Source organism: Candidatus Foliamicus sp., assembly GCF_965221325.1.
Lineage (GTDB): Bacteria > Pseudomonadota > Gammaproteobacteria > Steroidobacterales > Foliamicaceae > Foliamicus.
Genome location: NZ_OZ244880.1, coordinates 579549 through 605465 on the forward strand (window position 1 = coordinate 579549; position 25917 = coordinate 605465).

Here is a 25917-nt window from a genome sequence, read left to right on the forward strand (position 1 = left end):
TTCCCTCCCCTTGTTGGGCCGGCGAGCTACTCCTTGTGGCCGCCGAACACCAGCCAGTGCGAGAGCATACCCATGCTCGGATCCTTGTCCGTCAGCTTGCCGCGTTCGCCCTGGAAATCGTTGGTGCGCGGCTGAAACCCCATCACGACGCGCGTGAAGCCGGCATCATGCATGGCTTTTTCCATGTCCACCGTGCCCAGCGAGCCCCAGAAGGGTTCGGCGTTGTAGTAGTTCTGCCAGTCGCGCACCACCACCGCGCCCATGTCCATGCCCTTGTAGCGTAGCGGCACTTCGAGGTTGCACATCGCGCCTCCCGGCTTCAGCACCCGGAAGGCTTCCTTCAGGATGGCCGGCATTCCGGTGCGCGAAGTTTCGTGGAACAGGATTTCAGACGTGACCATGTCGAAGCTGGCGTCCTCGAATTTCAACGCGCGCGCGTCCTGCTGGTGGAAGTGCACCGGCTTGCCCAGCGACTCGGCGCGGGCGTGGGCATAGCGCAGCAAGGCGCCGCCAATATCTACGGCATGCACTTCGGCATCCGGAAACAGGTCGGTAAGCGCCAGGGTGCCGTGACCCACGCCACAGCCCAGGTCCAGGATCCGCTTGGGCTGCATTTCCGGGAACCCGTCCTGGATGAAGGCGCAGAGTGTGTGGCCGCGCATGTCGTTGAGCCCGCCGGCGCGGCCCAGGCCATAGAGCACAGCGCCGCGGTCGTAGATCGCCCCGGCGCGCACATCGTCGCCACCGGCGTCGTGCAGATAGCCGCCCGGCTGAATGTGCTGATCCACTAGGGTCAGGTACGCCGGGTTCGGAATTTCCGGATGCAGGGTCAGGCTGCCCACCGGGTTCTCGATCGCGCGGAACTTGTCTTCGAGTTCGTCGAGTTGCCGGTCCACCGTGTCGGCCACGTAGTCCCACATCAGTTCCTGGGAGGTGCGCAGCAGCGCGCCCCAATTCTGGAATATGGGCATTTCTTCGGCCTTGCGCAGCACCTCCGTGCGGTCCTCTTCGGCCTCCGGGTCGCGCTCGCCCATCTCCGGCATAAGTTGCTCGTTGCAGGCCTCGACGCATTGCGCCATCAGCCGCCCGTTGGCATAGGCGCGCAGGCCAAGAAAGTACTTCTGCGCCGCCAGCTCGTCGTGGGTAGCGCCAGCCATCATGCCGTGACGCGGATACACGTCGCTGCGCATGGTCTCCTGGCGTACGCCGTCTGCTTCAAACATCACCATGTTGAACCTCCTTTGAAATGCGGTCGAGTTCACCGCCGGCCGCTGCGGGTTCCATGTCTTCCTCAAGGTAGCGTAACACCCGTCCCATCAGCCGCTGGCGGATAGGTCCCCGCTCGGCTTCCGCCGCGGCGTCGGGCAGCCATGCGTCCACGGTGTCCTTGCCGAACAGGCCGGCTTTTTCCAGCAGCCGTTCGTGGGTGTCTAGCCGCTCTCGAATAACGCTCACTTCGCCCAGCAGGGCGGTAAGCATCGCGAACAGCATGTCCAGGCGTTCATCGCCGTAAAACGCCGGTCGTTTGCCCAGCGCGCGCCGGGGCCGTTGGTCGGGTTGGGTATTTGTAGGCATAGTTGGTCTTTCCGAAAAAACAGGTCTAGTGGATCGCGAGCGCGTCTTGCGGCGGCGTGAACGAATGGTCCAGCGCCTCGGCCACGGCGGCATTGGTAACCCGGCCAGCGTGAATGTTGAGTCCCGCCATCAGGCCCTCATCCTCGCGCAGCGCCTGCCGCCAGCCCTTGTTGGCCAGCGCCAGGGTGAATGGCAGCGTGGCGTTGTTCAACGCCAGCGTGGACGTGCGCGGCACCACGCCCGGCATGTTGGCCACGCAGTAATGCACTACATCGTTGTGAATGAACGTGGGAGCGGAGTGGGTGGTGGGCCGACTGGTCTCGGATGTGCCGCCCTGGTCGATGGCCACATCCACCAGGACCGACCCGGCTGCCATGCGCGCCACCATCTCCTTCGATACGAGCTGCGGAGTAGCGGCGCCCGGAACCAGCACCGCGCCGATCACCAAGTCTGCTTGTTCCACGTATTCCTCGATAGACGAGCGCGTGGAGTACATGGTATTGAGTCGCGCGCCCAGTTGCATGTCCAGCTCGCGCAGCCGCGCCAGCGACTTGTCGAGTACCACTACGCGCGCCTCCATGCCCACTGCTATGCGCAGCGCGTTGGTGCCGACCACGCCGCCGCCCAGAACTACCACATTGGCAGCCAGCACTCCGGGAACGCCGCCCAGCAGCTTGCCGCAGCCGCCCATTTCCGTTTCCAGGCAGCGCGCGCCGGCCTGCACCGCCATGCGCCCGGCCACTTCGCTCATCGGCGCCAGCAGCGGCAGCCGTCCGAACCTGTCGGTGACCGTTTCGTAGGCGATGGCGGTAACTCCCGATTCCATCAGCATCCGCGCCTGTTCCGGGTTTGGCGCCAGGTGCAGGTAGGTGAAAAGTATCTGGCCCTCGCGCAGCATCCGGCATTCGCTCGGCTGCGGCTCCTTGATCTTAACGATCATGTCTGCCTTGGCGAACACATCCTCGGCGCTGTCGGCGATTTGGGCGCCCAGGGCGCGGTACTCGTCGTCCGTGCGGCGGATTCCGTATGCGGCTCCGGTTTCCAACAGCACCTGGTGGCCGCTTTCGATCAGTTCGCGGGCGCTGCTCAGGCTCAGGCCCACCCGGTGTTCATCGGGCTTGATTTCCTTGGGCACGCCGATCAGCATGGCCCAATTCTAACGCTGGAAGGCGTTGTCGGGCGCCGTGTCTGGCTCCGGCTAATGGCCGGGAGGGGGCGCTGCCGGCGGCAGCGAATCCATTACTCCGGGGGCCGCTGCCTCGACTTGCTCGAACAGGCGCAATTCGCGCGCCGAGGCCGCAGCGGTACTGTCTGCTACGTATTCCCAGTCGGCTCTGGCGAACTTTTCTTCCTCCTCGGCCAGCGTCGAATGCCGGCTGGCGGCAAGAATGTTCAGGAAAACGTCCAGGAACGAGCGCGCTTCGTGCTCGAACGCGGCCCGTTGCGGGGCGCCATCTGCGCGCAAGGCGTCGCGGGCTCGCACCAGCCCGGCCAGCGCGTTTTCGCTGGCGGCCAGACGCGCTTTGAGATGGTCGAGTTTCTCCCGAAACTCCAAGTCATCCGGCCCCGCATGAGGATCCAGTCGCTCCCAGAGGCGATGGTCCTGGGCGTGCAGGCGATTCAGGGAGTGCTCCAGGTAGTCTGCGCTGGCCAGGTACACAGGTATGGGGTCCTCGACCGGCGCCTCGCCTTCGAGCGCCATGCCGAGCACCCGCCGCACCCGCGACATGCGCATGCGCTCTTCGCGCACGCTCTGCTGGGAATCGTTGTTCATGGGCTCATCCCTCCCGGTAATTGGCACACCAGCACTCGCGGTTCGGTGATCGACCCCAATAGCAGCTTGTCCCGGTAACGGGCGGCTACGCTGCCGGCGGAGTGGCGGCGTCCCGAATCGGCAGCGACCAGCTCAAGACCCGTACCGTCGGCCGCAATGCGATAGAAACGGCTGGGCGCCGGATACTCGGCGTCGCCGAAGTGGCGGCCCAGCGCCATGCCGTTGGGGTGTTCGGCCACCCACAGCATGCCGTCGGCGTCGGCGTCTATGTTGTCGGGGAATCCCGGCATGGACACTCTCGACTCCTCGCTGAGCCGGCCGTCGGCGTCCAGGGTCATGAAACGCAGGCGCTTGCCCTGGGTTTCGGCAATCACGATCCGCCCGTCGGCGTAGGCGATCCCGGCGCCGCCGGCCAGCCGCTCGGCGGCTACCTGCATGGACTGCCCGTCGAAGTGAACGGCCTTCGCCAGACCGGCGCCGAACAGAAATTCCTGCAGCCGCTGGAAGCCGGTGGTCGCACCGGTATCGTTCACTGCCACGAACTGCTCGGGGCCCAGAGCCTGGAGATCGTTGGGGCTATTGAGCAAATCGCTGGTCACGGAGCGCAGGTGATGCAGCAAGCCGTCCTCGCGCCGCTCGTATATTTCCACCTGCTCCGGGTCTTCCCCGCCGCGCTCCAGCGGGTGATTGATCACGAACAGGCGGGTAGTGCCGTCGGCGTCCTGGTAAAGGCTCATTCCGTGCGGATGCAGGTGCCCCGGCGTTTGCGCCAGCGCCAGCGACATGCCGACCGGGTTGGCTTCGAGGTCCAGGGCGAAGATGATCCCGCGCACGTTGCGGTTGACGGTGAGCGCGCGGCGGTCGAGCACCGAGAGATAGGCCACGCCGCGCTGGCGGTCGATAACAATATCTTCGGCGCTGCCGGGCAACAGGACGGTTTCGCAGGCAAACGGAAGCGCTTCCTCCACCTCGGTAAAGGCATTCATGCGACCCATCGCGGCGGCGCCCGCCAGCACCAGTATGCCCAGTATCACGCCAATTGCGCCCAGTGCTTTCTTCATGTGTTTTTCTCCAGCGTTCGGCTATCGATATACGCAACGCGTCGGACCATAGCCCCGAGTATAAGCACAATTACGCCGCGCATCCGTTCAGAGCAGGATCTGCATCTGCCGGGGCATCATGCGGTCACCGCTTGCGGGGCGGACGCATGCCCGCCACGGGACTCAAGCGACGCCAATAGGTCGCGGCCGGCGAAGCCGCTGGGTGATGGCGGGGCCTGCGCGGGGCGACCGGCGGAGGCCGGAGCAGGCGGGGCATTGCTCTCTCGTTGCGCGTCGTCAGCCCGCGCAGGCAATGCCTCTTCGCGGTGCTCAACCAAGTCCGTGTTCCTGGGCGCTAGCCCCAAGAATTTGAAGGCCTCGCCCATGCCTCCCGGCAGCAGCAAGCGGCGCAAGGCCGCCGCCTCTTCGGGCGCGGGCGGTGAGCCGGCCAGGTTCAGGATGCCGCCGGCCAGCAGGAACTGGGCCTGGGTCGTGAAGCCCACCGCATCCAGACCGGCGGCTTCGGCGCTGCGCCTGAGCGCTGTGAAGTCCACCCAGGCGCCGATGTCCTCGTGCCCCGGACGCCGGAAAGGATCGTCGTGCCATTGCTGGTTCGCGTGGCAGCCCAGCGTTCCGCTGTGGCGTTCGGCCAGGTAGAGCTCGCTGCGTGAAAGCCCGTAATCGGCCAGCAGGATCAGGCCTTCCACCAGCGCCGTGGCCAGTTCGTGCATGAAAGCGTCGAGGTTGAGGCGGATTTCCGAGCAATACCCGGCCGGCAACGGGCCGCCCAGGTCGGCTTCCAGTTCGTCCAGGGCCCGCCGCAGGGCCGCGTCGGCGGGCCGGTCCTGCCAGCCGAGGCGCCCCGCGTCGAGTCCCACGCCGCGCTCCAGCCAACCGTCCGCAGCGCGCTTGAAGCAGCGGCAGGGCAGGGCGTCGATTACTTCGTTGGCCAGGATGACTCCGCGCACGCGCTGCCCGGCGAGGTTGTCGGCAAATTCGATCCGCTCGGCCAGCTTGGGATGCGCGCGCAGCAAGCGCCTGCGCTGCTGCGCGCGCATTCCCGGCGCGCGTTCGACCAGCAGGTAGCGGCGCGGCAACTGGCCCAGCCGTCCGAGCTCTTCGAGCAGGGTTTCCGCCAGGCGCCCGCTGCCCGGCCCCAGTTCGACGATGTCGCCGCCGTTGCAGGCGGCAAGGATTTCTGCGCACTGGCCCGCCACAGCGCGCCCGTAGAGTGCCGATGTTTCCGGGGCGGTATCGAAATCGCCGCCGCCGCCGATGCGGGCGCGGCCGGCGCCGTAGAAGCCTTGCTCGGGGTGGTAGAGCGCCAGCTCCATGTAGCGGTCGAAGCGCAGCCAGCCGTCGGCCTCGCGCAAGGCGTCGGCGATATGCCGCGGCGGCATTTCGTGATGCGTTGGGAAGCTGCTCACAGACCCTGCATATAATGCCGCGCCTGGCCGCGAAAGGTGGACAATACCGCCATGAACACGCAGAAATTCGCGCTGGTTACCGGCGGTGCGCGGCGGGTGGGGGCGGTCATCGCCGCGGAATTACATGCCGCCGGTTTTGATTTGGCCATTCACTGCAACCGCTCCACCGACGACGCGGAGGCGCTGGTGGCGCAGCTCAACGCCCAGCGCAGCGATTCGGCTTTTGCCCTGCAGGCCGACCTGCTCGAGGCCGGCGCCTGCAAGCAGCTCGCCGAGCAAACGCTGGAGCGCACCGGTCGTCTCGATTGCCTGGTCAACAACGCCTCGACTTTTTATCCCACCGCGGTCGGCGAAATAAGCGAGAGCGATTGGCGGAGTCTGGTGGGCAGCAACCTCAAGGCGCCGTTATTCCTGAGTCAGGCGCTGGCGCCGGCGCTGAAGGCCGCGCGCGGGGCAATCGTCAACATGGTGGACATTCATGCGCGCAACCCCTTGAGGGGCTATCCGGTCTATTGCATGGCCAAGGCTGGCCTGGTGGCGCTGACCCGCAGCCTTGCGGGGGAGCTGGCCCCCGAAGTGCGCGTGAACGGCATTGCGCCCGGGATGGTGATGTGGGCCGAACCCATGCCCCCGGACAACGTCAAGCGGGCGATCTTGGCCAGGACGCCGCTGGGCCGGGCTGGCACGCCCGAAGATGTGGCGCGCCTGCTGCGGTTCGTGGTTTGCGACGCGCCTTTCGTGACCGGTCAGATCATTGCCGTGGACGGCGGTCGCAGCATCGGCTGGTAATTCGTGTTGAGCGTCAGGCTGCGGCCCGCCCGTGCGCAAGATCGGGCGAGAACGGCGACACTTCGCTCAAGTCCCAGCGGGGGCGGGGTTCGGGGGCCGCGGCGGCAGCGCTGCCTCCGGCCAGGCGCAAGCAGCCGGTAAGCGCGATCATCGCGCCGTTGTCGGTGCAATATTCGGCCCGCGGGTAGTAGAGGCCCACACCGCTCGCGTCGCAGCGCTCCTTCAGTCTGCGCCGCAACCTCTTATTGGCGCCCACGCCGCCCGCCACCACCAGGCTTGCGTGGCCTGTCTGGTGCAGCGCCCGCGTGGTCCGGTCCAACAGCGATTCCACGATCGCTGTTTCCAGCGCCAGCGCCAGCGAGGCGCTCTGGCCGGTGTCGAGCGGTCCTTGAGCTTCCAGGTCGCGCAGTTTGTAGAGCAGTGCCGTCTTGAGTCCCGAAAAGCTGAAATCAAGGCTCTTGCGGTGGCGCATCGGCGTGGGTAGCCGGAAACGGCCCGGTTCGCCTTTTTCCGCCAGTTTCGCGATCGCCGGACCGCCCGGATAGCCGAGCCCCAGCAGCTTGGCGCCCTTGTCGAACGCCTCGCCGGCAGCGTCGTCCAGCGATTGGCCAAGCACCGCGTATTCGCCAAAGCCGCGCACATCCACCAGCAGACTGTGCCCGCCCGACACCAGCAGCGCCAGGTAGGGGAAATCCGGCGCCTCGCCCTCCAGCAGCGGCGCCAGCAGGTGGGCTTCCATGTGATGGACGCCGATTATCGGCACCCCCAGTGCGCGTGCCAGTCCGTGCGCGAAAGCAAGCCCGGCCAACAGGGCGCCGATCAGCCCGGGGCCAGCCGTGCAGGCCACGCCACTCAAGTCCGTCCTTGCGAGCTCTGCATCCGCCAACGCCTGCTCGCTGAGCACGGCCAGCCGGCGCAGGTGGTCGCGGGAAGCCAATTCGGGCACCACGCCCCCGAACGCGGCGTGCTGACTCGCCTGGCTATACAATCGATGCGCCAGCAAGCCCCGGCGGCTGTCGTAAATCGCCACGCCGGTTTCGTCGCAACTCGTTTCAATGCCCAGAACGCGCACTATGGAGAATTTTAGGTCCTGTCTCGTGTTGGTTGGCGCGCGCCGCGGAGACCGTTAGCGATGGCGACCGACAAACTCATCGTCAAGGACCTGCGCCTGAGCGCCACCGTGGGCGTGAACCGCTGGGAAAAAGCGGCTCCGCAGATGGTGGCCATTGATCTGGAGATTGGCATTGAAGCGGCGGCCGCGGCGGGCAAAGATCGGATTTCCGCAACCGTGGACTACAAGCGCGTAGCGCGGGACATCGCCCGCCTGACTTCCAGCAAAACATTCGAGTTGGTGGAAACCCTGGCCGAGGGAATTGCCGCGCTGGTGCTGAACGACCACAGCGCGCCGTGGGTGAGGGTGACCGTGCGCAAACCCTGGGCTTTGCGCCATGCACGCGATGTGGGCGTGGTTATCGAGCGGGAGAAGTGACTGCCGGCGCGGGTTGCTGTGCGCTCCAGGCAGCGACGATCTCGCCGGCCGGCGCTGACCAGATTCCCGATTGTCCGGCGATATGCGCGAGCACCGATTCCAGCGCCGCGATGCGGTGCGGCTGGCCCATCATCCAGGGATGAACGGATAGCGCGAGCAGGCGGCCGTGCCCGGTGCTTTCGGCCTCGGCAAGCAGGTAGTCGCAGGCGTCCTTCACCTGGTCGGCATACTCCCACTCCGAGTGCAGGTTGCTGCCGATGACGAACTGATCGTCGAGTTCCAGCGACAGGGGCAGCGCCACCAGTTCACCGTGCCGTGTGGCGAAGGGGTAGGGCATGTCGTCGTTGATCCAGTCGCCCATGTAGCGGATGCCCTCGGCGGCCAGCAGGTCCGGCGTGTTGCCGCTTTGCGAGCGCCCGGGACTCAGCCAGCCCGTCACCGGGGAATCCACGGCCGCGCGCAAGGTCTCCAGCGACCGGCCGATCAGTTCCGCTTCCTGGTCGGGCGCCATGCCTCCGTGGTGCAGCGTATCCATGTGCCAGGAACTGGCCAGTATCTCGTTGCCGCGCCGGTTCAGGCGTTCCAGCAGTTGCGGGCAGCGTTCGGCAAGGGCCGCGTTCACGGAAAAGGTGGGCGTGATACCCGCGGCGTCCAGCGCCTCCAGGCAACGAAACAGCCCCACCCGGTTGCCGTAGTCGCGCAGGGTGAAGTGGCGCAGGTCCGGGTACGGCGTGCTCATGCCGCCCGGCGCCGCAAAGGGCTTGCCGCTCTGGTTGAGCGGAAAGAATTGCACCGCCAGGTCCACCCAGACCGCCAGCCGGGCGCCGTCCGGCCAAGCTACCCCTGTGCGTCGCGACAGCATCGACCACTCGTAGCGATCGTGGTCCATGCCATAGCGACGCAGCGGATATTTCAGATAGTCGGGGTCGAGCGCCATCGATTCTTCCGTTTCGCGGGTAACGTTTAGAGATCGGTCAGCCGGTTCGCTGCGCGGCGACGGCTTCGTCGTAGTAGTGCTTGATGTAGTACTCGGCAATTTCCCTGCCGGTAGTTACCCAGACATCGTCATGACCCGTGATGTAGGCCAGGGCATCTTCGAAAGCCTGGATGCGATGCGGGTGGGAGACCTGGTAGGGGTGCAGGGGTACGCACATGACCGTGCCGCCGCGCTCGCCTTCCTGGTACAGGCGGTCGAAGGCCTGTTTGATCATCTGGCCGTAGCGCCGCGGTTCGATGCGATTGACGACATAGACAATGGTGTCGTTCAGTTCCAGCGAGTAGGGCACCGAAACGAACGGCTTGCCGGAGCGCACGTGCACGGGCGTGGGCTGGTCGTCGTGGAACAGGTCGCAAGTGTAGAGGCCGCCGGCTTCGCTGAACAGATCGAGGCTGTGCTCGGAGTGGGTCAGCGCCGGCGCCAGGTAGCCGGCGCAGTGCTGGCCGGTGCGTTCGGCGATGGTGCGCACCGAATCCTCGATCATGCTGCGTTCCTGGGCCTCATCCATGCCATAGACGTAGCGGGTGTTGTAGATGCCGTGGCTGAAGAACTCCCAGTTCCGTTCCCGGCACAAGTCGATGAGTTCCGGGTGGTGATCGCAGAGCGCCACGGACAGACTGACCGAACCGCGCACACCGTGCCGGTCGAGCACCTCGATCATGCGCATGCAGCCGACCCGGTTGCCGTAGTCCCGCGTACCGTAACCCTGGATATCGGGGGCCGGCCGCGGCCAGGCCTTGCGCCGCGGGTTGGAAGGCGGGTCCAGTTCGTAATACTCGATGTTCGGCGCCACCCACAAGGCGAGCCTGGCGCCGTTCGGCCAGCGGATGGGCAGGCGTTCGTCCCAGGGGCGGTAGTCGTAGAGCGCCAGGTCTTCGCGCATGCGGCGTCCGTCAGAATGTCACGCCGCGGGCCGTGCGAATCGGCGCGCAGCCCGGGTGGTTTTCGAACCAATCAGCCACCGCCGCGAAGGGTTCCACATCGGCGTATTTGAGCATGATGTCGCAGAGGTTGGCGAAGTGAGGGATCTCGTGCTTGTCGGCCACGCATTCTTCCGGGACGATGGTCCGGTAACCTTGGGACAACGACGAAACGGCCGATGCGCGCACGCAACCCGATGTGCTGCCGCCGGTGAGGATCACCGTATCCACCTTGTGCCAGACCAGCAGCGACGGAATCAGGCTGTCGTGAAAAACGCTTGCCATGCGTTTGTTGACCACCGCGTCGCGCTCTCGGTCCACCTCCAGGCGCGGGTCGAGTTCTGCGCGCGCCTCCCCTTCCCTGATGTTCTGGAGCGAGTTCTCGGTGTTGGTTCGCGTACCCCAGACCCCGGCGTCATCGGCGTTGTCCATGTAGGCGACGTAGGTCCAGATCACGGGCATGTTGCGCTGGCGCGCCAGCCCCGAAAGGTGGTTGATGTAGTCGATCTGCTTGGGGTCGGTCTGGTAAGCGGTCGGAAAGCTGTCCAGGTCGGTATAGGCGCGCTGCAGGTCGATGTTGATAAGCGCCGCTTTTTCGCCAAAGCCGAAGCGGGCGCGATTCGGGTTGGATTTCACTTCGGCCCAATACTGGCGCGGCGTGAGATCGGAGGTTTGCATGACTGGCATGGCCACACCTGGGCTGCTCAGGATTCTTGGATATAACCATTTTGATTATATCCATAGCAACCGAGAGGGCATCCGGCGGCAGCCGTGGACCAACGCTCCACACCCCACCTGTCGGGTCAGGATAATCTAGGCGACGACATGTCAAATTCTGCAGGCCAACAGCGCGAACTGGTGCAATATGCAGGCTGAACTCCGCGCATTCGTTAGCGCGGGCAGCAATATCAATCCCCGCGCCAATCTCGTGGCCGCCTGCGCGGGCTTGCGGCAGCGTTACGGCGAGCTGGCCCTGTCGCCCGTCTATGAAAGCCCCGCCGAAGGCTTCGAAGGCCACCCGTTTCTCAACCTGGTGGTGGGCTTCGCCACCGACCACGGGCCGGAGATGATCCTGCGCACGCTGGCGGAACTTGAAGCTCAGGCCGGCCGCGACCGCTCCGCCGGCAAGTTTTCCTCCCGCACCCTTGATCTGGATCTGCTGCTATGCGGCCAAACGGTCAACCCAGCCCTGAAGCTGCCGCACCCCGACATCGAGCGCTATGCCTTCGTTCTCCGCCCCCTGAGCGACCTGGCTCCTGGATTTTGCCACCCCATAACCGGCACACCTATCCGCGACCTCTGGTCGGCCTTCCCCCACCCCTACAAACTGCTTCCAGCCTCACCCCTGACAATCAAGTAGGGGGTAATCCTGCGGCCTTTGTTACGTCCCCTCTTTTGTGGAGACGCATGAACCCCTCCCTGGGGCTCGGGGCGACATCCATGTCGCCCATGCTCCACAAAAGAGGGGACGTAACAAAGGCCTTTAGTTTGTGCGCCTACTTGGGAGTGGGGATGCAACAAAGGCCGCAGGCTTACCCCGAGCCCGCCGCGCCGCGCCGCGTACGCGTGGCCAGGAGAAAAGGGGGACATAACAAAGGCCGCAGGCTTACCCCGAGCCCGCCGCCCCGCGTACGCGTGGCCAGAAAAAAGGGGGACGCAACAAAGGCCGCAGGATTCCCCCATAGCGAGCCGACTCTCTATAGCCAGCGGGCGATCTCCTCACGCTGCAAAGCGTCAGGCAGCGCCCCCATGCCCGCCCCAAGATTGTCCGTCATATGCGAGACCTTGGTAGTGGCCGGGATAACGCAGGTTACCGCCGGATGACCCAGAATCCACTTCAGGAATAGCTGCGCCGGACTCTCGCAGCCCAACTCCGCCGCTACCTCCGGCAGCGGCTTCCCGCTCGCCGCCCGGAACAGCCCGCCACGCATGAACGGCCGGTTCACCATCACCGCCATGCCTTTTTCGAGTGCCAGCGGCAGCAGACGCTGTTCCGCTTCGCGCTCGCCCAGGCTGTAATTGAGCTGCACGAAATCCCAATCGGCAGCCTCCATGACTTTTTCGAACTCGTCGAACTGACCCGCCCGCGACGTAGTAATGCCGAGGTAGCGGATTGCGCCCGCCGCCTGCATTTCCAGCATCGTTTCCAGGTGCGTCTGCCAGTCCAGCAGATTGTGTACCTGCATCAGGTCGATTTTCCCGACCCCCATCTTGTCCATCGATTCCTGCATCTGCCGCGCGCCCGCCGCGCGGCCTTCGGTCCACACCTTGGTAGCGCAGAACATTTTCTCGTGCCCGGCAGCCTGCGGCAGCAGCTCGCCCAGGTGAGTTTCCGAATTGCCGTACATGGGCGATGTATCCACCAGCGTGCCGCCCGCAAACAGCGCTTCAAGCACCTCCACCAGCGCCTGTCGCTGAGCCGCCCCCGAAACGCTGTTGAACACCCGCGAAGTGCCCAGGCCCACCGGCGCCAGCTCCTCGCCGCTGGACGGAATACGATGCATGCGCGTATCCGCCCGGCCCAGTGCAGGCAACCCCAGCGCCAGCCCCGCCGCGCCCGCGCCCAGCAATGCCTCCCGTCTCGAAATGCCAAGTTTCATGCCGCTCTCCTCTCTTGAAATCTAGCCCAAGTCCGCGATCGCGGCGATGCGCCGCCGTCGCAATTCTTCTCCAAGGCGCGCACCGTCGTAGCCTTCCGCCGCCAGTTCCGCCCCCGAAACGCCGCTTGCCGCCCGAAACGCGGCGCGGAAGACATCCGCGGCCGGATAGGCGTCTTCCGTCATGCCCTTGCGCCCGCGGTAATCGGCCTCGCACGCTACCAGGAAATCCTCCAGCAGGCTGCCGGTCTGAAAGGCCCCCAGCGCCTCAAGCACCTTGAGCTTGGTATCCGGGCGCAACTCGGCGGCGCGGTGACAGACGCCGTGAAAGCGCGCCACCTGCTCGGCCAGCGCGCGAAAACGCTTCGGCGCGCCAAGCCGCTCGCACATCTCCCCGACCAGGCGCACGCTCGCTGCCTCATGGCCGCTGTGCCGCGGCCAGAATTTCTTCGGCGTGACCCCCTTGCCCAGGTCGTGGGTTAGCGCCGCGAACCGGACTTCCGTCTTGGGCGAAAATCGGGCCACCTGTTCCAGCACCATCATCACGTGTACCCCGGTGTCGATCTCCGGATGCCAGCGCGCCGGCTGCGGCACGCCCCAGAGGCGATCAAGCTCCGGGAAGATTATTTTCAGCGCTCCGCACTCGCGCAAAACCTCGAAGAAGCGCTGCGGCGCATCCTCGCCCAGGGCGCGCACCGTTTCCTGCCATACCCGTTCGGCTACCAGCGCGTCGGCCTCGCCGGCCGCCACCATCTCCCGCATCAGCGCGAGCGTATCGGGAGCTATTCTGAAGCCCAGGCCATGGAAACGGGCGGCAAAACGCGCCACCCGCAGAATCCGCACGGGGTCCTCGCTGAAGGCCGGCGAAACATGCCGCAGCGTTTTCTTGCGCAGGTCCTGTCGGCCGCCGTACGGGTCGATCAGATTGCCCGCGTGGTCTTCGGCCATCGCGTTGATCGTGAGATCGCGCCGCGCCAGGTCTTCCTCCAGCGTGACCTCGGGACCGAAGTCCACCTCGAAACCGCGGTAGCCGGGCGCGGTCTTGGTCTCGCGCCGGGCCAAGGCGTATTCCTCCTGGGTCTCCGGGTGCAGAAAGACCGGAAACGAGCGGCCCACCTCCTTGTAGCCACGCTGCCGGAGCGCACCGGCGGTGGCGCCCACCACTACCCAGTCGCGCTCGCGAATTTCCAGGCCCAGCAGTCGATCACGAACCGCGCCGCCTACCAGGTAGCAATCCATCCGCTTCGATTAGCCGGCCTCGGCCTCCCGCTGCCTACGACCTCAGCGGCAACACCAGTGTGCGATTGCCGCGCCGAATGGTCAGCACGATCAGCGACTGTCCATCCGCGACCGAATTTAGCTGTTCGAGGTTGCGCACCCGCTGCCGGTTTACCTGCACGATCACGTCGTTAGCCCGCACCCCTGCGCGCTGCGCTGCGCTTTGCTCCTCCACCGCTTCCACGAGCACGCCCTCGTATTCGCCTTCGTTGAAATCCGCGAGCGAGGCGCCGCTCAGCGCCGGGTGAATGTCGTCGCCGGTGGCGGCCGCCAGACCGCCCAGAACTGCCTGCACTTGTTTGGCCCGCCCGCTTCCGTCCACGATCTCCAGCGTGACCTCCTCGCCGACTGCGCGCAGGCCCACGGCATTGACCAGGTCGCCGCTGGTTTCGATCTCCTTGTCGTTAACGCGCACGATTACGTCGCCGGATTCGATGCCGGCCTTCTCGGCCGCCGAGTCGGGGAACACTTCCGAGACGAGTGCGCCTGCAGCCTTGTCCAGGCCCAGGGCGTCAGCCAGCTCTCGGTCCACATCGCCCACCGACACGCCCAGCCGTCCGCGGCGGAACTCGCCGAAAGCCAGGAGTTGGCGCATGACTTCCTTGGCGATGGAGGTCGGAATCGCAAACCCGATTCCGGCATTGTCGCCGCCTCGGGACAGAATGCTGGAAGGAATGCCGACCAGTTCGCCGCGCATGTTCACCAGCGCACCGCCGGAGTTGCCCGGATTGATGGAGGCGTCGGTCTGGATGAAATCCTCGATCAGCGTCACCCGCCGCCCCCGCCGTGGATTCCGGGGGATCTCGCGGCCCAGCGCACTGACGATGCCGGAGGTGACGGTGTGGGCAAGGCTGAAGGGATTGCCGATCGCCAACACGAAATCGCCTACCTTCACTTGCTCGGAATCGCCCATCGTCATTTGCGTGAGGTCATCGGTTTCCTCCAGTTCCAGCAGGGCGATGTCGGTGCCGGGGTCCGAGCCGACCACGGTGGCGTCTATGCTGCGCTGGTCGCTCAAGGTCACGGTGATCCGGGTGGCGTTTTCGATGACGTGATGATTGGTGAGCACCAGGCCGCTTTCGGCGTCCACGATCACGCCCGATCCGGCGGGCACCGTGTCCCGTTCTTGCGGCGGGGTCCCTTCGCGCTGCGGGTTGGGGAAGAAGCGCTCGAAGAAGGGATCGCCGCGAAACGGCGAACGGAAGTTACGCGCCGGGCGCGCTATGGCGATGCTTACCACCGCCGGTGTGGTGGCTTCGACCAGCGGCGCCAGACTGGGGAAGGGCTCGCCGTTAAGCTCCAGCGGGAGGGCGGCTTGCGCCACCTGCAACGGCTGCCCCAGCGGCGCCAGGCCGGCGCCCGCCGACAGCAGCGCCAAAGCGGCTAATGCGATCAGAATTTTGCGTGTCATTGACTTGGCCCCGACTATCGATTTCATTTGTCCACAAGGCAGTGTCTTGATGCGGATATGCCGCAAACAGTCGCGCCACCGCCACGGTCGGTGTAGGGGAAAACCGCCAGTTTATTGTAATCCTAAAGTGTGCTTGTAAATCCCCGGAATAGGGTTTACAAAGAGCCGCAAATGAGCCCGCTTTCCCGTGGTGGGAATGCGCGGCTGGCAAGGCTTTTCCCGTTCGTGGCGCGCGGCGGCGAGAAGTTATAAACTGGGGGTACATATGGGGCAACCGGTCAAGCTGGCCAGATTCGGCGAACGCGAAGAGGAGATCTCCTTACAGCCAGCGTCCCTCGATATCTGGGACTCCAAGTACCGCCTCAAGACCAAGCAAGGCGAAATTCTCGACCACGATGTTCACGACACCTTCGCCCGCGTTGCGCGCACGCTGGCCGAAGTGGAGCCCGAGGAAATCCGCGAGAAATGGTATGAGTCCTTTCTCTGGGCCTTGAACCACGGCGCCGTTCCGGCCGGCCGCATCGTGTCCAACGCCGGCGCGCAGGAGCACAAGCCCGCCACCTCCACCATCAACTGCACCGTGTCCGGGACCGTGGGCGATTCCATGAACAGCATCCTGGAGATGGCGCACGAGGCCGGGCTCACCCTCAAGGCCGGTTGCGGCATCGGCTACGAGTTCTCGACGCTGCGCCCGCGCGGCGCCTACGTTGCCGGCGCCGGCGCCTACACCTCCGGCCCGCTCTCGTTCATGGATATCTACGACAAGGTCTGCTTTACCGTGTCTTCCGCCGGCGGGAGGCGTGGGGCGCAGATGGGCACCTTCGATATCGGTCACCCGGATGTGAAGGAGTTCATTACCGCCAAGCGCGAGGACGGGCGCCTGCGCCAGTTCAATTTGTCGCTGATGATTACCGACGAGTTCATGCAGGCCGTGGAGGCCGGGGACGACTGGGTGCTGGCCTTTCCACTGGATTCGTCGGAGGCCGAGGAGGACGACCTCGATCTGAACGACAAGGACCGGGTGGTGTGGCGCGAATGGCCGGTCACCCGCGGCTATATCTGCGACCGCGAAGGGCGCGTTGCCTGCAAGGTGTACGGCGCGCTGCCGGCGCGCGAGTTGTTCGATCTCATCATGCGCTCGACCTACGATTTCGCCGAGCCCGGCTTCATTCTCATCGACCGCGTCAACGAGCTGAACAACAACTGGTACGCGGAGAACATTCGCGCCACCAACCCCTGCGGCGAGCAGCCACTGCCGCCCTACGGCGCCTGCCTCCTGGGCTCGGTCAACCTGACCCGCTTCGTGCGCCGCCCGTTCACCCAGGAAGCCTATTTCGATTGGGAAGAGTTCGAGCAGGTGGTGGCGATCTTCACGCGCATGCTCGACAACGTGGTGGAGATCAATGGCCTGCCGCTGGATACCCAGGTGAGCGAGATACTGCGCAAGCGGCGCCACGGCATGGGTTTTCTGGGCCTCGGCTCGACGCTAACCATGCTGCGCATACGTTACGGTAGCGAAGAATCCACGGAGTTCACCGAGCGGGTGGCTCGCGAGCTGGCGTTGACGGGGTGGCGCGTGGGGTTGGAGTTGGCGCGCGAGAAGGGGCCTGCGCCCATCATGGACGAGGAATTCGAGGTCACGCCGCAGATGCTGCGCCGGCGTCCGGAAATGGCCGCCGATGGCGTCAAGGCCGGCGACAAGCTGCCCGGCAAGGTGCTGATGGCGCGCTACAGCCGCTACATGCAGCGCGTGGCCGGCGAAGCCCCGGAACTGGTCGAGGCCATTGCCGCCGAGGGCGCGCGCTTCAGCCATCACTCCTCGATCGCTCCGACCGGCACCATTTCGCTGTCGCTGGGCAATAACGCCAGCAACGGCATCGAGCCCAGCTTCGCGCACCACTACTTCCGCAATGTCATCCGCGAAGGCCGCAAGACCAAGGAGAAGGTGCCGGTGTATTCCTACGAGCTGCTGGCCTACCGCGAGCAGGTCAACCCGGAGGCGAACCCCGAAGGCGAGGGCGACACGGCGCTGCCCGACTACTTCGTAACGGCCGACGATGTATCGCCGTCGGAGCATGTGGCCATCCAGGCCGCGGCGCAGAAATGGGTGGATTCGTCCATTTCCAAAACCGCAAACGTGCCGTCGGACTATCCGTATGAGCGCTTCAAGGACATTTATGTGGAGGCCTGGAAGCGCGGGTTGAAAGGCTGCACCACGTTCCGCTTCAACCCTGCCGCATTTCAGGGTGTGCTGGTGAAGGAGAAGGATCTCAAGCGCACCTTCTATGTGTTCCAGCTCGAAGACGGCAGCGAGGTGAAGTTTGCGGGCGACGAGGAAGTCGAGTACGACGGCCAGGTACACACTGCGGCCAACCTTTTTGACGCGCTCAAGGAGGGCTACTACGGCAAGTTCTGAACCGCAGGCGTAGAGTAATGAGCGAATCCCCCAATCGAATTGCCGGCAAGATCGTGGGCTACCGCGTCGAACAATCGGCGCCGGCTGCTGAGGCCGTGCCGGCACCCGCACCGCCCACCGGCGAGGGTGCCGCAACCGGTTCGCCTGCAGCATCCAAGGCGCCGCTTTCGAAGGCGTCCGAGCTCGCCGCCGAGGCTTCCGAGACTCCGTCCTCAAGCAAGAGAACGCCGCGGCCTTCAAGCGGCGACGGCAAGGTGGTGCGCATGCACGAGGGTCTGGAACGGCCCATGCGGCTGGAGGGCACCACCTACAAGGTCAAGACTCCGGTGTCCGATCACGCCATGTATGTGACCATAAACGACATCGTGTTGAATCGGGGTACGCCCGACGAGCGGCGCCGCCCGTTCGAGATTTTCATCAATTCCAAGAACCTCGATCACTATCAGTGGATCGTGGCGCTGACCCGGGTGATGTCCGCCGTATTCCGCAAGGGCGGTGATGTGGCTTTCCTCGTGGACGAACTCAAGGCCGTGTTCGACCCGCGCGGCGGCTACTGGAAGGCCGGCGGCGTTTACATGCCTTCCATCATCGCCGAACTCGGTTGCGTGGTGGGCGAGCACTTGGAGAACATCGGTTTTCTGGGCCAGCATCAACTCGACGACGAACAGCAGCGGATGCTCGACGCCAAGCGCCAGGATTACGAGGACACCCGCCGCCAGGAGGATGCCTTCGCCCAGAACAGCTTCCCCGCCGGCGCGCAGCTCTGCGGCCGTTGCCACACCACTGCCGTGGTGATGATGGACGGCTGCCTGACCTGCCTGAACTGCGGCGACTCGAAGTGCAACTAGTGTGCTGTCCCGCAAATGACTACTAGAATCTGCGGGACAGCACACTAGGCGCCGGCTGACGCCAGGTCCCGGGCTGCAATGCATTTCCTGGCCGGCGTGGCGGCGGCCCGAGAATGCTGCGACAATGGCCGGACATTGATGCTTAGAAGGCAGCGCCGCCGCCATTGTTCGCCGGATCCTTGACGCCGTGATTCCCGATTTTTCCCAAGCGCGGATGTTGGTGGCGGGCGACGTAATGCTCGACGAATACTGGCGCGGTCCGGCTCGCCGTATTTCGCCCGAAGCACCGGCGCTGGTGGTTGACGTTCGGCGCAGCGAAAGCCGGCCCGGCGGTGCCGCCAATGTGGCCGTGAACCTGGCCGCCCTGGGCGCCCGCGTGGCGCTGCTAGGCATCGTGGGCAATGATCCCGAGTCCGAGGCGCTGGAGGGTTCGATGCGCGATAGCGGCGTGACCCGGAGCTGGGTACGCGCGCGGAACCGGCCCACAGTGCGCAAGCTGCGGGTGCTCAGCAGCAATCAGCAGGTCATTCGCCTGGACCGCGAGACGCCGTTCGAGGCCGCCGATGCCCGGCGCCTGGTGGAAGTCTTTCGGCAGCGTCTGGATTCATGCTCCGCGGTGGTATTGTCCGACTACGCCAAGGGCAGTCTGGCGGATGCTCCCGAACTGATAGCGGCGGCTCGCGCGGCCGGCAAGCCGGTCCTCGTGGACCCCAAGTCCAGCGATTTCGGCAAGTATCGCGGGGCCAGCCTGCTTACGCCCAATCGCGCCGAATTCGAAGCGGCCCTGGGCGGTTCGGAGGAATCGGTGCAGGAGATGGCCGAGCGGGCCCAGCGGGTATGCGCCCTGCTGGAAATCGGCGGGATGGTGGTTACGTTGGGCGCGCAGGGTCTGCTGTTGGTGCCGGCCACAGGCGCGCCGCGGCATATTCCGGCCGTGGCCCGCGAAGTCTTCGACGTGACCGGCGCGGGCGATACGGTGGTCGCCGTGCTGGCCGCAGGGCTTGCGGTGGACGCAGACCTTGATCGCATGGCCGAGTTGGCCAACGTGGCTGCCGGAGTCGCGGTGCGGCGCGTGGGCGTCGCGGCTGTCGGTTTGTTGGACCTTGAGAAGGAACTGGGGTTGGACGGGGCCGGCGGACCGGCCATCATCGATACACCGCACGCGGTGGAGATCGGCATGCAGATGCGCAATGCCGGGCGCAAGCTGGTAATGACCAATGGCTGCTTCGACCTGCTGCATGCCGGACATACCGCTTGCCTGGCCGAAGCACGCGCGCTCGGCGATGGCCTGATGGTGGCGGTCAACAGCGACCGCTCGGTGCGCAGACTCAAGGGTCCGGGCCGGCCGATCATGCCGCTGGAGCAGCGGATGGAGGTTCTGGCCGCGCTGCGCTGCGTGGATTGGGTGGTTCCGTTCGCCGAAGACACGCCGCAGGAGCTCATCGCGCAGGTGCTGCCCCGGGTATTGGCCAAGGGCGGCGACTACCGGCCCGAGGACGTGGCCGGAGGCCAGGCTGTGGAAGACGCGGGAGGCGAGGTGGCGATACTGTCCTACCGCGAGGGCCTGTCCACCTCCGGTATTCTTGAGCGCATGAACGAATAACTTTTATGCGCGTGCGCGACAAGGCGGCGCTTGGCGCCTACGGCGCTCTGTCTTGGATTGCCGCTCCCGCGCTGTTCGCTCACATGCTGGCGCGCTCGGCGCGCGATCCGGGCTGGCGGCAGCGGCCCTGGGAGCGCTGGGGCGTGATCCCGCCCACCGTGCCTCCCGGCGCCGTATGGCTGCACGGCTCTTCGCTGGGCGAAGTGCGCGCCTTGTCGGCGCTGGCCGAGGAGTTGGCGAGCCGCCGCGCGGATCTGCCGCTGCTTCTTACTGCGTTTACGCCGGCCGGCTCGGCGGCGATACGCAACGACTTGCTCCCGGCGCAATCGCATTGCTGGTTGCCGCTTGATCTTGGCCTGGTGAACCGGCGCTTCCTGCGCGCTGTTCGCCCGGCGCTGGGCGTTATCCTGGAAACGGAGATCTGGCCCGGTCTCTACGCGGCCTGCCGTTCGGCCGGCGTACCGCTGGCCATTGCCAGCGCCCGGCTCACGCCGCGCTCCTACCGCCGCTATCGCAAGGTGCGGCCCCTGATGGCCGCGGCCCTCAGCGCCGTGCGGGTGGTAGGCGCGCAAAGCGAGGAAGATGCGCGGCGCTTTCGCTTGCTTGGCCCTGAGGGCCTGGACGTGCGGGTGAGCGGCAATCTCAAGTTTCATTGCCGTGTGCAGACGGGCGCGCGCGAACGCGGCGCCGCATTGCGCGACGCCATGGGCAGCGGACGTCTCGCGTGGATAGCCGCCAGCACCCATGACCCCGAGGAGAGCGCGGCCTTGGCGGCGCACCGTCTCCTCCTGGATGAGCGGCCCGATAGCCTGCTCATCATCGCTCCCCGGCATCGCGAGCGGTTCGCGGCGGCGCGCGCCATCCTTGCGCAAAGCGGCCTGAAATTCGCGCTACGCTCCCGCGATGGCGCTCCGAATGCCGAGACCCAGGTTTTCCTGCTGGATTCTCTGGGCGAAATGCACGCCTTTCTTGCGGCGTCCGATGTTGCTTTTGTGGGCGGCAGCATCGCGCCCGTCGGCGGACACAACCTGCTGGAGCCTGCCTCCTTCGGCCTTCCGGTGCTGGCCGGGCCGCATCTTTCCAATACCCGGGAAACCGCCCGCCTGCTGATTCAGGCCGGCGGCCTGTTCATTGTTCGCGATGCCAGGGAACTTGCCGCCCGCGTGGCTTGCCTGTTTGGCAGCGAGGAAGCGCGGCGCGGCGCGGGAGAGTCGGCCAGGAACTGCCTTGCCGCCGGACAGGGCGTGCTGGACAGGGTATTGGAGCTTATTGAGCCGCTTCTTCCGGAGCCGCGGGGGCCGCGGGGGCGCTCTGCTCCATCCAGCGGCTGACCTCTGCCAGGTCTTCGCTGGTGAGGATGCCCGCCGCGCCCTTGAGGCTCAGCACATTGATAATGAAGTCGTAGCGGCTGCGCGCGTAGTTGGTTTCGGCCTGCACCAGGTTGCGGCGCGCATCCAGAACATCGACGATGGTGCGGGTGCCGATCTCGTAGCCGGCCTCTGTGGCTCGCAACGCGGTCCGACTCGAAGCCACCGCCTGGCGCAGCGCGTTGACCCGCGAAATTTCCGTACTGACGCCCAGGAAAGCGTCGCGCGTCTGGCGCACCACTCCGCGTTCCACGCCCTCAAGGCGCTCGGTGGAGGCGCGGTGCAGGTACTTCGCCTCGCGCACGCGGGAGTTGCGGTTGAAGCCATCGAATATCGGCACCGAAAGCTGCAGGCGGATGGATTCGTTGCGCAGGCTGTCGCGATAATCCGACGCAAGGCCGCGGAACACCCGCTCGCGGTCGCCGCTGGAGCCGTTGGTATCGGCGACCAGCTCCAGCCGCGGCAGGTAGTCGGAGCGCCGCAGCCGCACCTCGGCCTCGGCGAGGGATGCGGCCAGACGGGCGGAAACCAGGCTCGGGTTTTGCTGCAAAGCGGTATCGATCCACGCTTGCTCGACGTTGGGTGACGGCAGCGGCAGCGGCATGCCATCGCCCGGCCGGGTCAGGTTGGCTACCGGCATGGGCGCGCCCACGATTTCCCGTAGTTGCTCCTCGGCGGTGGCCAGCGACCGCTTGGCGGCGATTTCGGCGGCCACGGCCTGGTCGTGGGCGGCCTGCGCCTCCTGCACGTCGGTTATCGCGATCAGGCCCACTTCAAACCGCTTTTGCGCCTGCTCCAACTGGCGGGCGATGGCGGTGCGGTTAGCGCTTTGCGAGGTGAGCTCGTCCTGCGCGCCCAATACCGCGAAATAGGCCTGCGCCGTACGCAGCATGGACTCCTGCAGCGCTGCTTCGAAATCCGCTTCGCCCTGCGCCAGTGCGTCGCCGGAAGCGCCCAGGGCAATGATTGCGGCCCAGTCGAATACGGTTTGGCGCAAGGTAAATCCCCAGCCGTTGGAGTTCGCATTCGAGGAGCTGGTTTCGATCACCGGGGCGAATTCGCCGGTAGGCGTCGGGGAGTAGAACAGCAAGGTAGAACGGCTGTCGGTACGGGAGTAGCTGCCCGAAGCGTCGATGGTCGGAAACAGCACACTGCGGGCCTGCGCGCGGACTTCGCGGGAGGCCATCAGGCGGGCTTCGGCTTCGCGCAGCAGCGGATCGCTCATACGCGCCCGCTCGTAAACCTCAAGCAGGTTCTCCGATGTTCCCGGCAGAGGCGCGCCGGCCAAAGCTGCCAGCGCGGCGAGCAGGATGATCTTCTTCATAGGTGGGAAGGCCGCCGACATCAGCCGTGGATTCTACCCTCTTGCCGCTTCAGTCCGTTCCGAAGTGAAACGGATCGGGTTGTGGAGCATTCGCAAGCGGCGGCGTTACAGTTTCAAACAGGGATTCCATCGGCGATGCGGCGCCAGGCCTGACCAGCAGCGCCTCCATGATCGGCGGCTGCCCCACAATGCAGAACAGTCGCCCGCCGGGCTTGAGCCAATCCTCGAAGCGCGGGGTATAGACCGACAGCGAACCGGTAAGCACGACTGCGTCGAAGCGCGACTGCTGCTGCCACGTAAAGGCGTCGGCGCACGCCAAGGTGACGTTGTGCATGCCTTCCAGTCTGCGCGAGGCTTCGCCGTGCAGTTCCGGCGAGATCTCCAGGCTGACGACCTCTCCGGCCAGCCGCGCAAGGCAGGCGGTGAACCAGCCGCTGCCGGTGCCCACCTCAAGCACGCGGTCGGCATTGCTCAGTTCCAGCGCCTGCAGGATGCGCCCCTCCACGGATGGCGTCATCATTTCCCGCCCGTCCGGCAACGGCAAGGCCAGGTCGGCGTAGGCCAAGGCGCGATACCGTTCCGGCACGAAGTCCTCGCGCTCCAGATCGCGGAACACGGCCAGCACATGCTCGTCGAGAACGTTCCAGCAGCGCATCTGGCTGCTTACCATGCGCTCCTTCGCCTGCACGTTCATCGCACTTCAGAGCAGCGGGGCAATAAGCAGGGCGACGATGTTGACGATCTTGATCAGGGGGTTGATGGCAGGTCCCGCGGTGTCCTTGTAGGGGTCGCCCACCGTGTCGCCAGTCACCGCCGCGTGATGCGCCTCCGAGCCCTTGCCGCCCAGCGCTCCGTCTTCCACGTATTTCTTGGCGTTGTCCCAGGCGCCGCCGCCGGTGGTCATGGAAATGGCCACGAACAGCCCGGTAACGATGGAGCCGATCAGCATGCCGCCCAGCGCTCGCGCGCCGGCGCCGTCAGGCATCAGCCAGCCGATCACCACCACCAGCACCACTGGCGCCAGCACCGGCAGCAGCGAGGGCACGATCATTTCGCGGATCGCCGCGCGCGTGAGCAGATCAACCGCTCGCCCGTAGTCCGGCTTGGCCTTGCCTTCCATGATGCCGGCAATTTCCTTGAACTGCCGCCGCACTTCCTGCACCACGCTGCCGGCGGCGCGTCCCACGGCTTCCATGGCCAACGCCCCGAACAGGTAGGGGATCAGGCCGCCCACGAACAGGCCGATGATGACCGCCGGGTCGTCCAGCCGGAACACGAAAGTCTTGCCGGCCGCCTGCAGATTGTTGGTGTAGTCGGCGAACAGAACCAGCGCGGCCAGTCCGGCCGAGCCGATCGCATAGCCCTTGGTAACTGCCTTGGTGGTGTTGCCCACCGCGTCCAGCGGGTCTGTGATGTTGCGGATTTTCTCGGGCATCTCGGCCATTTCCGCAATGCCGCCGGCATTGTCCGTGATGGGTCCGAACGCGTCCAGCGCCACGATCATGCCGGTCATCGAAAGCATGGCGGTGGCTGCGATGGCCAGACCATAGAGGCCGGCAAGCTGGTAGGTGGCCAGGATGCCGAGACAGACCGCCAGCACCGGCATCGCCGTGGCCTTCATGGACAGACCCAGCCCGGCGATGATGTTTGTGGCATGGCCGGTTGAAGAAGCCTCCGCCAGCTTGCGCACCGGCGAGAACCGGGTGCCCGTGTAGTAGTCGGTGATGAACATGATTGCGCCGGTCAGCGCCAGGCCGATCAGGGCCGAGAGGAAAAGGCGCGCGGGCGGGAAAGCGCCGGCATCGCCCCACATTTCCTGGGTAAGGAACCAGATGCCCACGGCTGCCAGCCCGCCGGCGGCAATGACGCCTTTGTACAAGGCCCACATCACCGATTGGCCCTTGCCGGCGCGCACCACGAAGGCGCCGATAATCGACGCCACGATGGAAACAGCGCCGATCGCCAGCGGATAGAGCAGGGCCGTTTCCGCGGCCTCCTTGACCGTGAGGAAGCCCAGCAGCATGGTTGCGATTACCGTAACCGCGTAGGTCTCGAACAGGTCCGCCGCCATGCCGGCGCAGTCGCCCACGTTGTCGCCCACATTGTCGGCGATTACCGCCGGGTTGCGCGGGTCGTCCTCGGGGATTCCCGCCTCCACCTTGCCCACCAGGTCGGCGCCCACATCGGCGCCCTTGGTGAAGATGCCGCCGCCCAGCCGCGCGAAAATGGAGATCAGCGAGCCGCCGAAGGCCAGGCCCACGAGCGCGTGCAGAATAGCCTTGGTATCCAGCCCTATGCCGCGCAGTAGCAAGTAGTAGCCGGCCACGCCCAGCAGCGCCAGTCCCACCACCAGCATCCCGGTGATAGCGCCGCCCCGGAAGGCCACCGCGAGGGCCGCGTTCATGCCGTTGTGGGCCGCTTGCGCGGTGCGGGAATTGGCGCGCACCGACACGTTCATGCCGATGTATCCGGCCGCGCCCGAGAATGCCGCGCCCAGCAGGAAGCCGCCCGCCACTGCCCAGTCGAGCACTATACCCAGCAACAGCATAAGAGGCAGACCGGCCACGGCCACCGTTGAGTACTGGCGATTCAAGTAGGCCTTGGCGCCCAGTTGCACCGCCGCGGCGATTTCCTGCATTCGTTCATTGCCAGGGTCGCGCTGCAGCACCCAGCGGGTGCTCAACAGGCCGTAGAGAATGGCCAGCACGCCAGCGGCGATGGCGCCATACACATATGTCATAGGAAGTCCCGCTTGAAGCTGTGGAAAGTGTTCGACAGAGTGCGAATTTTATCCGCTTCGCCTCCGGCTCGCAGGCAGCGTCGGCGGGTTGAGCGCCCTGGGGGCGCCGCGCTGGCGGCGCGTGTTTTTTTCTTGCGCTGCCGGCGGCAATCCATTCGCCGGTAGTAGAATCAGTGGCGCGATCTTGCGACTCTTGTTCTGGTTGGGCAGTGGGGAAGCGCTGTCCCAGTAGTGCTTGGCGGCAAGAGGACTTCGGTGCAAGGGCAGCAGTTGTCGATCAATGAACAGACTTCAATTCCTGCGCCCGTTTCGCAGTGAAATT

23 protein-coding genes are annotated in these 25917 nt (G+C 65.5%); 7 read left to right on the forward strand and 16 right to left on the reverse strand.

Annotated features, from left to right (window positions below; all coding sequences use genetic code 11):
• Nucleotides 1-26 precede the first annotated feature (26 nt).
• The 6 genes from ACWCOO_RS02700 to ACWCOO_RS02725 form a co-directional block, all read right to left on the reverse strand.
• Entirely contained in the window at nucleotides 27-1229 is a 1203-nt protein-coding gene (locus ACWCOO_RS02700; RefSeq protein WP_446831432.1) for a methyltransferase domain-containing protein, read from the reverse strand.
• Complete coding sequence (locus ACWCOO_RS02705; RefSeq protein WP_446831433.1) at nucleotides 1216-1575, reverse strand: hypothetical protein; 360 nt, start codon at nucleotides 1573-1575, stop codon at nucleotides 1216-1218. Before ACWCOO_RS02705 ends, ACWCOO_RS02700 begins: the two co-directional genes overlap by 14 nt.
• Nucleotides 1576-1600: 25 nt before the next feature.
• Nucleotides 1601-2722 (reverse strand): alanine dehydrogenase, encoded by a 1122-nt coding sequence (gene ald / locus ACWCOO_RS02710; RefSeq protein WP_446831434.1) that lies wholly within the window; start codon nucleotides 2720-2722, stop codon nucleotides 1601-1603.
• Nucleotides 2723-2773: 51 nt separating this feature from the next.
• Nucleotides 2774-3349, reverse strand: a complete 576-nt coding sequence (locus ACWCOO_RS02715; protein WP_446831435.1) for a hypothetical protein — start codon at nucleotides 3347-3349, stop codon at nucleotides 2774-2776.
• Nucleotides 3346-4410, reverse strand: a complete 1065-nt coding sequence (locus ACWCOO_RS02720) for a hypothetical protein (RefSeq protein WP_446831436.1) — start codon at nucleotides 4408-4410, stop codon at nucleotides 3346-3348. The genes ACWCOO_RS02715 and ACWCOO_RS02720 overlap by 4 nt, the downstream gene beginning before the upstream one ends.
• Nucleotides 4411-4526: 116 nt before the next feature.
• Nucleotides 4527-5816, reverse strand: coding sequence for a class I SAM-dependent methyltransferase (locus ACWCOO_RS02725; RefSeq protein ID WP_446831437.1), 1290 nt, complete (start codon nucleotides 5814-5816; stop codon nucleotides 4527-4529).
• Nucleotides 5817-5867: 51 nt separating this feature from the next.
• On the opposite strand from ACWCOO_RS02725, the gene ACWCOO_RS02730 reads away from it, so the two are divergent.
• Nucleotides 5868-6605, forward strand: a complete 738-nt coding sequence (locus ACWCOO_RS02730) for a pteridine reductase (protein ID WP_446831438.1) — start codon at nucleotides 5868-5870, stop codon at nucleotides 6603-6605.
• 13 nt (nucleotides 6606-6618) lie between these two features.
• Here the strand turns inward: ACWCOO_RS02730 and tsaD are convergent, their stop codons facing one another.
• Entirely contained in the window at nucleotides 6619-7677 is a 1059-nt protein-coding gene (gene tsaD, locus ACWCOO_RS02735; protein ID WP_446831439.1) for a tRNA (adenosine(37)-N6)-threonylcarbamoyltransferase complex transferase subunit TsaD, read from the reverse strand.
• A 60-nt stretch (nucleotides 7678-7737) separates the two neighbouring features.
• On the opposite strand from tsaD, the gene folB reads away from it, so the two are divergent.
• On the forward strand, nucleotides 7738-8094 hold the full coding sequence (gene folB, locus ACWCOO_RS02740) for a dihydroneopterin aldolase (protein ID WP_446831440.1): 357 nt from the start codon (nucleotides 7738-7740) through the stop codon (nucleotides 8092-8094).
• On the opposite strand, the gene ACWCOO_RS02745 is transcribed toward folB, so the two are convergent.
• Genes ACWCOO_RS02745 through ACWCOO_RS02755 form a run of 3 tightly spaced genes read right to left on the reverse strand, consistent with a single transcriptional unit; the run spans nucleotide 8075 to nucleotide 10689 of the window.
• The gene (locus ACWCOO_RS02745) at nucleotides 8075-9031 is read right to left on the reverse strand and encodes a polysaccharide deacetylase family protein (RefSeq protein WP_446831441.1); all 957 of its coding nucleotides are present in this window, start codon (nucleotides 9029-9031) and stop codon (nucleotides 8075-8077) included. The genes folB and ACWCOO_RS02745 overlap by 20 nt on opposite strands.
• 37 nt (nucleotides 9032-9068) lie before the next feature.
• Complete coding sequence (locus tag ACWCOO_RS02750; protein WP_446831442.1) at nucleotides 9069-9974, reverse strand: polysaccharide deacetylase family protein; 906 nt, start codon at nucleotides 9972-9974, stop codon at nucleotides 9069-9071.
• A gap of 10 nt (nucleotides 9975-9984) precedes the next feature.
• Nucleotides 9985-10689, reverse strand: coding sequence for an isochorismatase family protein (locus ACWCOO_RS02755; protein ID WP_446831984.1), 705 nt, complete (start codon nucleotides 10687-10689; stop codon nucleotides 9985-9987).
• Nucleotides 10690-10876: 187 nt separating this feature from the next.
• On the opposite strand from ACWCOO_RS02755, the gene folK reads away from it, so the two are divergent.
• Entirely contained in the window at nucleotides 10877-11371 is a 495-nt protein-coding gene (gene folK / locus ACWCOO_RS02760; protein WP_446831443.1) for a 2-amino-4-hydroxy-6-hydroxymethyldihydropteridine diphosphokinase, read from the forward strand.
• 337 nt (nucleotides 11372-11708) lie between these two features.
• Here folK and ACWCOO_RS02765 read toward each other — a convergent pair whose 3' ends face one another.
• The 3 genes from ACWCOO_RS02765 to ACWCOO_RS02775 are packed head-to-tail and all read right to left on the reverse strand — an operon-like array spanning nucleotide 11709 to nucleotide 15297.
• Nucleotides 11709-12611, reverse strand: coding sequence for an aldo/keto reductase (locus ACWCOO_RS02765; RefSeq protein WP_446831444.1), 903 nt, complete (start codon nucleotides 12609-12611; stop codon nucleotides 11709-11711).
• A gap of 21 nt (nucleotides 12612-12632) precedes the next feature.
• Nucleotides 12633-13847 (reverse strand): multifunctional CCA addition/repair protein, encoded by a 1215-nt coding sequence (locus tag ACWCOO_RS02770; RefSeq protein WP_446831445.1) that lies wholly within the window; start codon nucleotides 13845-13847, stop codon nucleotides 12633-12635.
• A gap of 34 nt (nucleotides 13848-13881) precedes the next feature.
• Complete coding sequence (locus tag ACWCOO_RS02775; RefSeq protein ID WP_446831446.1) at nucleotides 13882-15297, reverse strand: Do family serine endopeptidase; 1416 nt, start codon at nucleotides 15295-15297, stop codon at nucleotides 13882-13884.
• Nucleotides 15298-15562: 265 nt separating this feature from the next.
• Between ACWCOO_RS02775 and ACWCOO_RS02780 the strand changes: the two genes are divergently transcribed.
• From ACWCOO_RS02780 to ACWCOO_RS02795, 4 genes are all read left to right on the forward strand, one after another.
• Nucleotides 15563-17713: an adenosylcobalamin-dependent ribonucleoside-diphosphate reductase gene (locus ACWCOO_RS02780; RefSeq protein ID WP_446831447.1), complete on the forward strand. Its 2151-nt coding sequence runs from the start codon at nucleotides 15563-15565 to the stop codon at nucleotides 17711-17713.
• Between the two features lie 17 nt (nucleotides 17714-17730).
• The gene (locus ACWCOO_RS02785; protein ID WP_446831448.1) at nucleotides 17731-18561 is read left to right on the forward strand and encodes a TSCPD domain-containing protein; all 831 of its coding nucleotides are present in this window, start codon (nucleotides 17731-17733) and stop codon (nucleotides 18559-18561) included.
• A gap of 187 nt (nucleotides 18562-18748) precedes the next feature.
• Nucleotides 18749-20164, forward strand: coding sequence for a bifunctional D-glycero-beta-D-manno-heptose-7-phosphate kinase/D-glycero-beta-D-manno-heptose 1-phosphate adenylyltransferase HldE (gene hldE / locus ACWCOO_RS02790; RefSeq protein WP_446831449.1), 1416 nt, complete (start codon nucleotides 18749-18751; stop codon nucleotides 20162-20164).
• A 5-nt stretch (nucleotides 20165-20169) separates the two neighbouring features.
• On the forward strand, nucleotides 20170-21495 hold the full coding sequence (locus tag ACWCOO_RS02795) for a 3-deoxy-D-manno-octulosonic acid transferase (protein ID WP_446831450.1): 1326 nt from the start codon (nucleotides 20170-20172) through the stop codon (nucleotides 21493-21495).
• Here the strand turns inward: ACWCOO_RS02795 and ACWCOO_RS02800 are convergent.
• From ACWCOO_RS02800 to ACWCOO_RS02810, 3 genes are read right to left on the reverse strand one after another with little or no spacing between them, the layout of a single operon-like run.
• Nucleotides 21431-22855 (reverse strand): TolC family outer membrane protein, encoded by a 1425-nt coding sequence (locus ACWCOO_RS02800; RefSeq protein WP_446831451.1) that lies wholly within the window; start codon nucleotides 22853-22855, stop codon nucleotides 21431-21433. The genes ACWCOO_RS02795 and ACWCOO_RS02800 overlap by 65 nt on opposite strands.
• Before the next feature lie 49 nt (nucleotides 22856-22904).
• On the reverse strand, nucleotides 22905-23549 hold the full coding sequence (locus ACWCOO_RS02805; protein WP_446831452.1) for a protein-L-isoaspartate O-methyltransferase family protein: 645 nt from the start codon (nucleotides 23547-23549) through the stop codon (nucleotides 22905-22907).
• 6 nt (nucleotides 23550-23555) lie between these two features.
• Nucleotides 23556-25595 (reverse strand): sodium-translocating pyrophosphatase, encoded by a 2040-nt coding sequence (locus ACWCOO_RS02810; protein ID WP_446831453.1) that lies wholly within the window; start codon nucleotides 25593-25595, stop codon nucleotides 23556-23558.
• Nucleotides 25596-25917: the final 322 nt, after the last annotated feature.

Coding starts and splice junctions, on each gene's coding strand:
- ACWCOO_RS02700 (WP_446831432.1), bottom strand. CDS start 1,229: ATGGTGATGTTTGAAGCAGACGGCGTACGCCAGGAGACCATGCGCAGC.
- ACWCOO_RS02705 (WP_446831433.1), bottom strand. CDS start 1,575: ATGCCTACAAATACCCAACCCGACCAACGGCCCCGGCGCGCGCTGGGC.
- ald (WP_446831434.1), bottom strand. CDS start 2,722: ATGCTGATCGGCGTGCCCAAGGAAATCAAGCCCGATGAACACCGGGTG.
- ACWCOO_RS02715 (WP_446831435.1), bottom strand. CDS start 3,349: ATGAACAACGATTCCCAGCAGAGCGTGCGCGAAGAGCGCATGCGCATG.
- ACWCOO_RS02720 (WP_446831436.1), bottom strand. CDS start 4,410: ATGAAGAAAGCACTGGGCGCAATTGGCGTGATACTGGGCATACTGGTG.
- ACWCOO_RS02730 (WP_446831438.1), top strand. CDS start 5,868: ATGAACACGCAGAAATTCGCGCTGGTTACCGGCGGTGCGCGGCGGGTG.
- folB (WP_446831440.1), top strand. CDS start 7,738: ATGGCGACCGACAAACTCATCGTCAAGGACCTGCGCCTGAGCGCCACC.
- ACWCOO_RS02745 (WP_446831441.1), bottom strand. CDS start 9,031: ATGGCGCTCGACCCCGACTATCTGAAATATCCGCTGCGTCGCTATGGC.
- ACWCOO_RS02750 (WP_446831442.1), bottom strand. CDS start 9,974: ATGCGCGAAGACCTGGCGCTCTACGACTACCGCCCCTGGGACGAACGC.
- ACWCOO_RS02755 (WP_446831984.1), bottom strand. CDS start 10,689: ATGCAAACCTCCGATCTCACGCCGCGCCAGTATTGGGCCGAAGTGAAA.
- folK (WP_446831443.1), top strand. CDS start 10,877: ATGCAGGCTGAACTCCGCGCATTCGTTAGCGCGGGCAGCAATATCAAT.
- ACWCOO_RS02765 (WP_446831444.1), bottom strand. CDS start 12,611: ATGAAACTTGGCATTTCGAGACGGGAGGCATTGCTGGGCGCGGGCGCG.
- ACWCOO_RS02770 (WP_446831445.1), bottom strand. CDS start 13,847: ATGGATTGCTACCTGGTAGGCGGCGCGGTTCGTGATCGACTGCTGGGC.
- ACWCOO_RS02775 (WP_446831446.1), bottom strand. CDS start 15,297: ATGACACGCAAAATTCTGATCGCATTAGCCGCTTTGGCGCTGCTGTCG.
- ACWCOO_RS02780 (WP_446831447.1), top strand. CDS start 15,563: ATGGGGCAACCGGTCAAGCTGGCCAGATTCGGCGAACGCGAAGAGGAG.
- ACWCOO_RS02785 (WP_446831448.1), top strand. CDS start 17,731: ATGAGCGAATCCCCCAATCGAATTGCCGGCAAGATCGTGGGCTACCGC.
- ACWCOO_RS02795 (WP_446831450.1), top strand. CDS start 20,170: ATGCGCGTGCGCGACAAGGCGGCGCTTGGCGCCTACGGCGCTCTGTCT.
- ACWCOO_RS02800 (WP_446831451.1), bottom strand. CDS start 22,855: ATGAAGAAGATCATCCTGCTCGCCGCGCTGGCAGCTTTGGCCGGCGCG.
- ACWCOO_RS02805 (WP_446831452.1), bottom strand. CDS start 23,549: ATGAACGTGCAGGCGAAGGAGCGCATGGTAAGCAGCCAGATGCGCTGC.
- ACWCOO_RS02810 (WP_446831453.1), bottom strand. CDS start 25,595: ATGACATATGTGTATGGCGCCATCGCCGCTGGCGTGCTGGCCATTCTC.